Origin of the sequence: Nocardia seriolae NBRC 15557, assembly GCF_007990715.1 — a bacterium.
In the GTDB taxonomy this organism is placed as follows: domain Bacteria; phylum Actinomycetota; class Actinomycetes; order Mycobacteriales; family Mycobacteriaceae; genus Nocardia; species Nocardia seriolae.
In genome coordinates, this window is record NZ_BJWY01000088.1 from 26,415 (window position 1) to 33,098 (window position 6,684).

At 69.4% G+C, this 6,684-nt stretch carries 8 protein-coding genes; 3 read left to right on the forward strand and 5 right to left on the reverse strand.

Annotated elements, in window-relative coordinates; translation table 11 throughout:
• Window positions 1–90 precede the first annotated feature (90 nt).
• Complete coding sequence (locus NS2_RS24150; protein WP_052086768.1) at window positions 91–1,065, reverse strand: oxygenase MpaB family protein; 975 nt, start codon at window positions 1,063–1,065, stop codon at window positions 91–93.
• 202 nt (window positions 1,066–1,267) lie between these two features.
• Here NS2_RS24150 and curA point away from each other — a divergent pair, with 202 nt between their 5' ends.
• The gene (gene curA / locus NS2_RS24155; protein ID WP_036547094.1) at window positions 1,268–2,281 is read left to right on the forward strand and encodes an NADPH-dependent curcumin/dihydrocurcumin reductase; all 1,014 of its coding nucleotides are present in this window, start codon (window positions 1,268–1,270) and stop codon (window positions 2,279–2,281) included.
• 48 nt (window positions 2,282–2,329) lie between these two features.
• Here curA and NS2_RS24160 read toward each other — a convergent pair whose 3' ends face one another.
• Both NS2_RS24160 and NS2_RS24165 read right to left on the reverse strand, forming a co-directional pair.
• Window positions 2,330–3,001: a hypothetical protein gene (locus NS2_RS24160; protein WP_143161271.1), complete on the reverse strand. Its 672-nt coding sequence runs from the start codon at window positions 2,999–3,001 to the stop codon at window positions 2,330–2,332.
• Window positions 3,002–3,071: 70 nt separating this feature from the next.
• Window positions 3,072–3,686 (reverse strand): hypothetical protein, encoded by a 615-nt coding sequence (locus NS2_RS24165; protein WP_200885921.1) that lies wholly within the window; start codon window positions 3,684–3,686, stop codon window positions 3,072–3,074.
• Window positions 3,687–3,973: 287 nt separating this feature from the next.
• Here NS2_RS24165 and NS2_RS24170 point away from each other — a divergent pair, with 287 nt between their 5' ends.
• Window positions 3,974–4,291 carry a DoxX family protein gene (locus tag NS2_RS24170; RefSeq protein ID WP_230464575.1) on the forward strand — a complete coding sequence of 106 codons (318 nt, stop codon included), beginning with the start codon at window positions 3,974–3,976 and terminating at the stop codon, window positions 4,289–4,291.
• A 26-nt stretch (window positions 4,292–4,317) separates the two neighbouring features.
• On the opposite strand, the gene NS2_RS24175 is transcribed toward NS2_RS24170, so the two are convergent.
• Entirely contained in the window at window positions 4,318–5,217 is a 900-nt protein-coding gene (locus tag NS2_RS24175) for a LysR family transcriptional regulator (protein WP_033089648.1), read from the reverse strand.
• Window positions 5,218–5,297: 80 nt separating this feature from the next.
• On the opposite strand from NS2_RS24175, the gene NS2_RS24180 reads away from it, so the two are divergent.
• Window positions 5,298–5,987: an SDR family oxidoreductase gene (locus tag NS2_RS24180; RefSeq protein ID WP_155239769.1), complete on the forward strand. Its 690-nt coding sequence runs from the start codon at window positions 5,298–5,300 to the stop codon at window positions 5,985–5,987.
• Between the two features lie 20 nt (window positions 5,988–6,007).
• On the opposite strand, the gene NS2_RS24185 is transcribed toward NS2_RS24180, so the two are convergent.
• The gene (locus NS2_RS24185) at window positions 6,008–6,574 is read right to left on the reverse strand and encodes a hypothetical protein (protein WP_228102875.1); all 567 of its coding nucleotides are present in this window, start codon (window positions 6,572–6,574) and stop codon (window positions 6,008–6,010) included.
• Window positions 6,575–6,684: the final 110 nt, after the last annotated feature.

Consider the following 6,684-nt stretch of genomic DNA (forward strand, 5'->3'; position numbering starts at 1 on the left):
CTACGCACCCGGGGTCCGATCCGAACCGGGCCGCGCGGTGGACTCGATCACGGTCGGCCGACGGGGCGGTGAGCACCGCTGATGCGATTGTCAGGCGACCGCGGATTGCAGGTGGCGGGCGTGGGTGGAGAGGGCGACGGCGTCGGGGCCGCTGATTCGGGCTTCGATCGCCTCGGCGAAGCGGTGGATCAGGAAGGCGCGCATGGCCGGGCGGGTCAGGCGCAGGGAGAGGTTCAGGAAGGGGTCGAGGACGGCGGGGAGGCCGAGGTTGCGGCGGGCCGGGCGCGGGAGGGTGGCCATCAGCTGGGGAGTTATCAAGGTGGACAGCAGGAGCGGGGCCAGCTCGGGGAGTTGGCCGGGGGTGAAGCCGCGCAACAGGGCCAGGGTGGGGGCGACCACGAGGTCGGGGCCGAAGGTGTCGATGACGCCGTAGCGGTGGGCGATCGCGGCGTAGTAGTCGGCCACCTCACGGCAGGTGGTGGGGATTTCGACGGGGTCGGCGCCCATGAGGATGCCGAATTGTTTTGCCTCCAGCCAGAATTGGTCGCGCTCGGCCGGGGCCCGGCGGGCCGGGCGGTGGTGGCCCTCGTAGGCGAGGTGCTCGTAGACCAGCAGGGCCGCCTGCATGATCGTGACGTGGGCGAACAGCACCAGTTCGGGACCCTGGGCGGCGTAAGGTTCGCCGGTGCCGGGGATGGTGCCGACCATGGGGCGGTGGTAGCGGCGCAGGTGGGCGGCGGTGCGGTCGGCGGTGGGCGTGTCGCCCAGGATGATCGGGACGGGGACGCCGACGGTGCGCTGGGCGCGGCGGACGGCCATGATCGGGCTCATGCGGCGACTCGCGCGGCCGGTGACGGCGAGCGGGTCGTGATCGACCAGCACTGCCTGCAGCGGCATGTGGGGCGGTTCCAGCAGGGCGGTCACGGGGGCCAGGAAGGGAGTGACCACGGGATGCAGCAGCACCCGCCAGACCTGGGAGCCGGCGCCGAAATAGCCGTGGTCGGCGGTGGTCGCCGGAGTGGGAGCCGGGCCGCGTCGCCAGATGCGGACGTCTTGCCTCGCCATGATCGATCACCTCGTCGTGTTCGCATATCGGCTGTGAGACAAGCGTATTTACCAGTCGGTCGACAGGACCAGTCCGGTGACTTGTTCGTTGCGCGAACGGTACGGCGGTTTTCGAATTCGATACCTGGTGAGCGGAACCGACCTGACCCCGGTTCACAATGGCCAGAATGGAGTGGTCGCCCATCGAAAGGTCGTACCGACGATGAAGTCAACCCGCATAGTCCTGGCCTCGCGCCCGATCGGCATGCCGGAGCAGGAGAATTTCCGCACCGAGACGGTCGAGCTGGAGCCGCCGAAAGCGGGCGAGGCGCTGTTGCAGACGCTGTACCTGTCGCTGGATCCGTACATGCGTGGGCGGATGAGCGACGCACCGTCCTATGCCCCGCCGGTCGCGGTCGGGGACACCATGTGCGGCGCGACGGTGTCGCGAGTGGTGGAATCCGCCGATCCCGCCCTGCGGCCCGGCGATATCGTGCTCGGCTACGGCGGCTGGCAAACGCATTCGGTGGAGCCGGTGGCCGGGTTGCGGAAGCTGGATCCGGCGCTCGCGCCGCTCACCACCGCGCTCGGCGTGCTGGGCATGCCGGGGATGACCGCGTACTCGGGGTTGCTCACCATCGGGCAGCCGAAACCCGGGGAGACCGTGGTGGTCGCGGCCGCGACCGGACCGGTCGGTGCGACCGTGGGGCAGATCGCGAAGATCAAGGGCGCGCGGGCCGTCGGCATCGCGGGCGGGCCGCGGAAGGTGGCGCTGCTGCGGGAACGCTTCGGATTCGATGCCGCCGTCGACCATCGCGCACCCGATTTCGCCGAGCAGCTCGCCGCCGCCACCCCGGACGGGATCGACGTCTACTTCGAGAATGTCGGCGGTCCGGTCTTCGACGCGGTGCTGCCGCGGCTCAATCCGTTCGCCCGAATTCCGGTGTACGGCTTGATCGCCAACTACAACGACACCGAACTGCCGCCCGGACCGGACCGGCTGCCGCTGCTCATGTCGAACATCCTGCGCAAGAGCCTGACCGTGCGCGGGTACATCATGACCGAGTTCCTGAATCAGGCCGGGGAGTTCTATCCGGCTGCGGCGCAATGGATCGCCGAGGGCAAGCTCGCGTACCTGGAGGACGTCGTCGACGGCTTGGACCGGACAGTCGACGCCTTCCAGGGCCGGCTCACCGGCAAGAATCTGGGCAAGCTGGTCATCAAGGTGTCGGACTGACGCCGGACCCACACGGCCGCGGCGGGTTGTCTCACGGCCGCGGCAATTTCATGGCGGTGGCAGCTGTTTCATGGCGGTCACGTAGGGCCGCAGCCCCAGGGTGATGTCCACGCACACGCCCAGCAGCACGTCCCGCTCCACCGGGTCGAGCGGGTGGCGCAGCCACAGGCGGGTGCCGAGGATCGGGACGGGTAGCGGCTGCCCGGCCCGGTCCCACCAGAGGGTTTGGTTGTAGAGGTCGCCGACGATGCGCCGCACGGTCCAGCCGCCGGCCGTGCGGACCACGTCGAGGCGACCGATCTCCTCCCCCATGCGGTCCAGCACCACCAGGCGGAACAGCTCGGGGGTCCTGGCCTCGTCGGGATCGGGGACGAAGTGGAACAGCGTGCCCGCCGTGGAGCCGACCGCGGTGGAGGTGTCGGCGCGCTGGATGGTGCCGATGGCCGTCCCGTCCCCGCGACTGAGCACGGTGGGTGCCGAGTCCTTGGACTCGACCCACACCACCGACCCGTCGGCATAGGTGATGCGATGCTTTCCGGTGCCGCCGTTCTTGAAGCCGAACAGGATGGCCGCCTTGGCGCCCATGCCGTTTCCCGCCCCCTGCACGGCGACGGCCAATGGCTCATCGGGCCCGGCGTCGAAGGTGATCTGCAAGGCATTGCCGACCTTGTGCACGACCCGGCCCTCGATCATCGTCGAGCCGTCCTGCGGCGCTGACATCGTTCGATGGTAGGCCCGGAGCATCGCGCCCAGAGGGGGTTTCGGACCGCCACGCCGGACGCGGCGCGCCCTAGCTCGGGAAGCCGACCTTGGCGAGCGCGGTGGTCCAATCGGTGACGATGGCCACCTGGGCGTCGACGAGGGCGACCTTGCCGTTGCAGATCAGGGCGTGCATCTTGGACTCGACGCCGTCCTTGGGATTGTTGGGTCCGGCTCCGGCCGCGTGCCCGGGTGAGGGCGGCTCGACCCAGATATTGCGCGCATCGTTCGGGTCGCCACCGAGTTCCAGCGAGATGAGGTGATCGTACTCGGCGTCGCGGGGGTCGCCGGTGTAGCCGTAGGACTTGATATTGGCGGTCTTCTCCGGGTTGGTGATCGACGTGTTGGGCCGAATCGAGGCCGTGTAACCCGACTTACAGATGGTGTCGGCCAGATTCGCCGCCGTCACTTTGGGATTCGTCGCGCCGGGCGTGCAGACGGGGTCGGGCAGCGGCTGCTTGTCGGCGGTGTAGCGGTAGTGGCAGCTGCCGGGTGCGGGCTGGGCCGCCACCGTGTAGGTACCCTGGGGGCCCGGGCCGACCGGGATGGCGCCTTCCTGCTCCTTGGGGGCGGGCTGCGGAACCGCCTGTGCCGGGGCATTGGCCGGATGAGTCGCCTCCTTGGCGCAACCGGCGATCGAACCCACGACCAACAGGGCAATCGCAAGCCCTTTGTGCGCCTTCATAACTTCCCCTGCTCGAGCCGGACAGCCGCCTAATTGTGCGTTACCACTTGGCGATCGGCCACTCGCGACACGGACACACCGGGAGGAAACGCGGAAGTCGCTGACCAGCCGGTCAATACATACCGACCAGTTATGCTGCACCGATGACAGCAGACCTGTCGCCTTCCGCCGCAATCCAACCGGTCGGCACCAAGAGCATCCGGACACGTGCCCTCCTGCTCGCCGCCCTCCTGCTCGGCGCGGGCACCATGCATTTCGTCCAGCCCAAGTTCTTCGATTCCCTCATCCCGCCCCAGCTCCCCGGCGAACCCCGCACCTACACCCAGGTCTCGGGCGTCGCCGAACTGGCCTCCGGCTCCCTGCTCCTCCTCCCCCGCACCCGCCCCCTGGGCGCCCGCCTCGCCGCCCTCATCTTCATCGCCGTCTTCCCCGGCAACCTCCAGATGGCCGCCGACTGGCTCCGCAGCGACCGCCCCACCCCCTTGAAAATCGCTGCCCTACTCCGCCTCCCACTCCAGATCCCCCTGGTGACCACCGCCCGCAAGGTCTACCGCGGCTCCCATTGATCGACGGCCTGGCACCGCCGACCCGGTCACTCCAGTGCCGCGGCCACGATGGCGGGCACCGGAACTCCGCGGCGGGCCACCTCGGCGACGAAGCGGCTCACCAGGACGTCGCCGGGAATTCCGATCAGGCACACCAGGTCCCGTTCGACGCCGGGGCGCAGCCGCCGTATCGCCGCCGAGCCGCCGCCCAGGGCCGTGGTCGGCACCAGGGCGATGCCGACGCCCGCCGCGGCCAGGCGGGCGGCGGTGACCGCCTGCCGGGTGCGGACGCTCGCGGTGAGCGACACGCCTTGCCGCGCAGCCTCGGCATCCAGCCATCCGGCCAGTCCGTTGTCGGGGTGGTAGTGCACCAGTGGTTCATCGCGTAACTGCTCGAAGCCGACTCGCTTGCGTTCGGCCAGTGGGTGACCCGGCGGAAGTACCGCCACGATTTCCTCCACGCCGATCACTTCCGCGCCGCCTGTCCAGCGTGTCGGGCGTGGGCCGATGGCCACGTCGGCGGCTCCCGATTCCACCAGGCGGGCCAGTTCGTCGGCGCTGGATGCCTCGGTCAATCCCAAGCCTACGAGGGGATTCCGGCGCAGCCAGGTCCGTAGCACCGGCGCGAGCAGGCCCGCGGTCATGCTCTCCGCACAGGCCACGCGCAGATGTCCGGCGGCACCGCGCGCGGTGGCGCGCCCGGTGCTGACCACCCGCTGTGCCGCCTCCAGCGCGGCCCGGGCGTCGGCGGCCACCGCCCGGCCCACCACGGTCGCCCGCACACCGCGCGGCAGGCGTTCCAGTACCGGCGCACCGATCTCGCGTTCCAGGGCGGCCAGCTGATGCGAGAGTGCGGGCTGCGACATGTGCAGGGCCGCCGCCGCTTCGGTGATCGAACCGGCGTCGAGCACGGCGACCAGGCATTCGAGGGCGCGCAGGGTTGGCATTCGGAAATTCTATGGGAAGCGTCGAAAACATTCAGATCACGACGGGATGATCACGGGGGCGCACGGCGCTCATCCCTGACATGACGACATTGCAGAGCAACACGACATCGAACGACGTGACCTTGCAGAACAAGACGATGGTGATCATCGGCGGAGGGTCCGGGATCGCCGGACAGCTGGCCGAGGATGCGAAAGCGGCAGGGGCACAAGTGATCCTGGTCGGCCGCCCCGAGGTCGATCTCGGCGACGAGGTCACCATCGCGGCGCTGGCCGATCGCGTCGGCGAACTCGACTATCTGGTCACGCTGGCCTCCGATCCCGCCAACGGCCCGGTCACGAGTCTGGACCGCGACGCCGTGCACGCGGCTTTCGACGCCAAGGTGATCGGCCCGCTCCTGCTTGCCAAGCACTTCGCGGCCCGCTTCCGCCCGGGCGGTGCGATGCTGTTGTTCTCCGGCGTGGTCGCCTGGCGGCCCACTCCCGGGCGCGCGGTCATGGCCGCCGCCAATGCCGCCGCGGCCACGCTCGCCGCCGCGCTCGCGGTGGAACTGGGCCCGGTGCGCGTCAACGCGATCTCACCCGGCATCGTGGATTCGGGTGCTTGGGACGGGCCCGCCAAAGCGGACCTCTTCGCGAAGGCGGCCGCCGCGAATCCGGCCCGCCGCGTGGGCACTCCGTCGGACATCTCCGCGGCCGCCCTGCTGACCCTGACCAACCCGTTCCTGACCGGCGCAACCCTGCACGTCGACGGCGGGGGCCGCTGGGCCTAGGCGGTCGGGCGGCGGGGTTCTCAGCTCAGGATGAAGCTGAGTTGCTGGACGAAGCCGCCGCCCTGGCGCATCCAGGAGTAGCCGAACCAGACGCCGGGGGTGACCTCGCGGATCTCGTCGTAGAGCTGCGGGGTCGGGGAGGGCGCGTAGTCGAGGACCCAGGCCGGGCGGCCGTCGACGACCGAGGAGCCGGGGAAGACGTTCGCGGGCCAGGCCTCGATTCCGGCGGCGGTGAGGCGGTTCAGCAGGTAGCCGCCGCCGGGGCCGGTGTAGAAGTCCTTGCCGATCCAGACGAGCGGGGTCCAGGACTGCATCTCGCGCGGGGAGGCGACCCAGCCGTCCTTGGCGCCGATCGGGACGTTGCCGCGCGGGGCGTCGCGGTAGATGGCGTCCTGCTGAGCCGGGCCGCATCGCAAGCGCAGCGAGTCCACGGTTGCCGATGTGTTGTCGGAGAACAGAACACAACCGTTGCCGTAGTCCGCATCGGCGTGGGCGAGGACCGGGACGAGAAGCACCAGCACCCCGAAACCGAGGGGCGCGAAACCTTTTACGAGGACATTTCGGAAGATCTCACGGCTTGTAACCATCACTGTCTCCCACCGGGATGAATCCCGACCCACCAGTGATCCTAGTTCGCGACAAAATAGCTGATCCGAACCGATTCCGAACCGAGACCAGATCGATCCGCAGTTAATAC

What these genes read in the sequence shown, in the direction of transcription:
- NS2_RS24150 (WP_052086768.1), bottom strand. Translation starts at nt 1,065, where the DNA reads ATGGCGAGGCAAGACGTCCGCATCTGGCGACGCGGCCCGGCTCCCACT.
- curA (WP_036547094.1), top strand. Translation starts at nt 1,268, where the DNA reads ATGAAGTCAACCCGCATAGTCCTGGCCTCGCGCCCGATCGGCATGCCG.
- NS2_RS24160 (WP_143161271.1), bottom strand. Translation starts at nt 3,001, where the DNA reads ATGTCAGCGCCGCAGGACGGCTCGACGATGATCGAGGGCCGGGTCGTG.
- NS2_RS24170 (WP_230464575.1), top strand. Translation starts at nt 3,974, where the DNA reads ATGCATTTCGTCCAGCCCAAGTTCTTCGATTCCCTCATCCCGCCCCAG.
- NS2_RS24175 (WP_033089648.1), bottom strand. Translation starts at nt 5,217, where the DNA reads ATGCCAACCCTGCGCGCCCTCGAATGCCTGGTCGCCGTGCTCGACGCC.
- NS2_RS24180 (WP_155239769.1), top strand. Translation starts at nt 5,298, where the DNA reads ATGACGACATTGCAGAGCAACACGACATCGAACGACGTGACCTTGCAG.
- NS2_RS24185 (WP_228102875.1), bottom strand. Translation starts at nt 6,574, where the DNA reads ATGGTTACAAGCCGTGAGATCTTCCGAAATGTCCTCGTAAAAGGTTTC.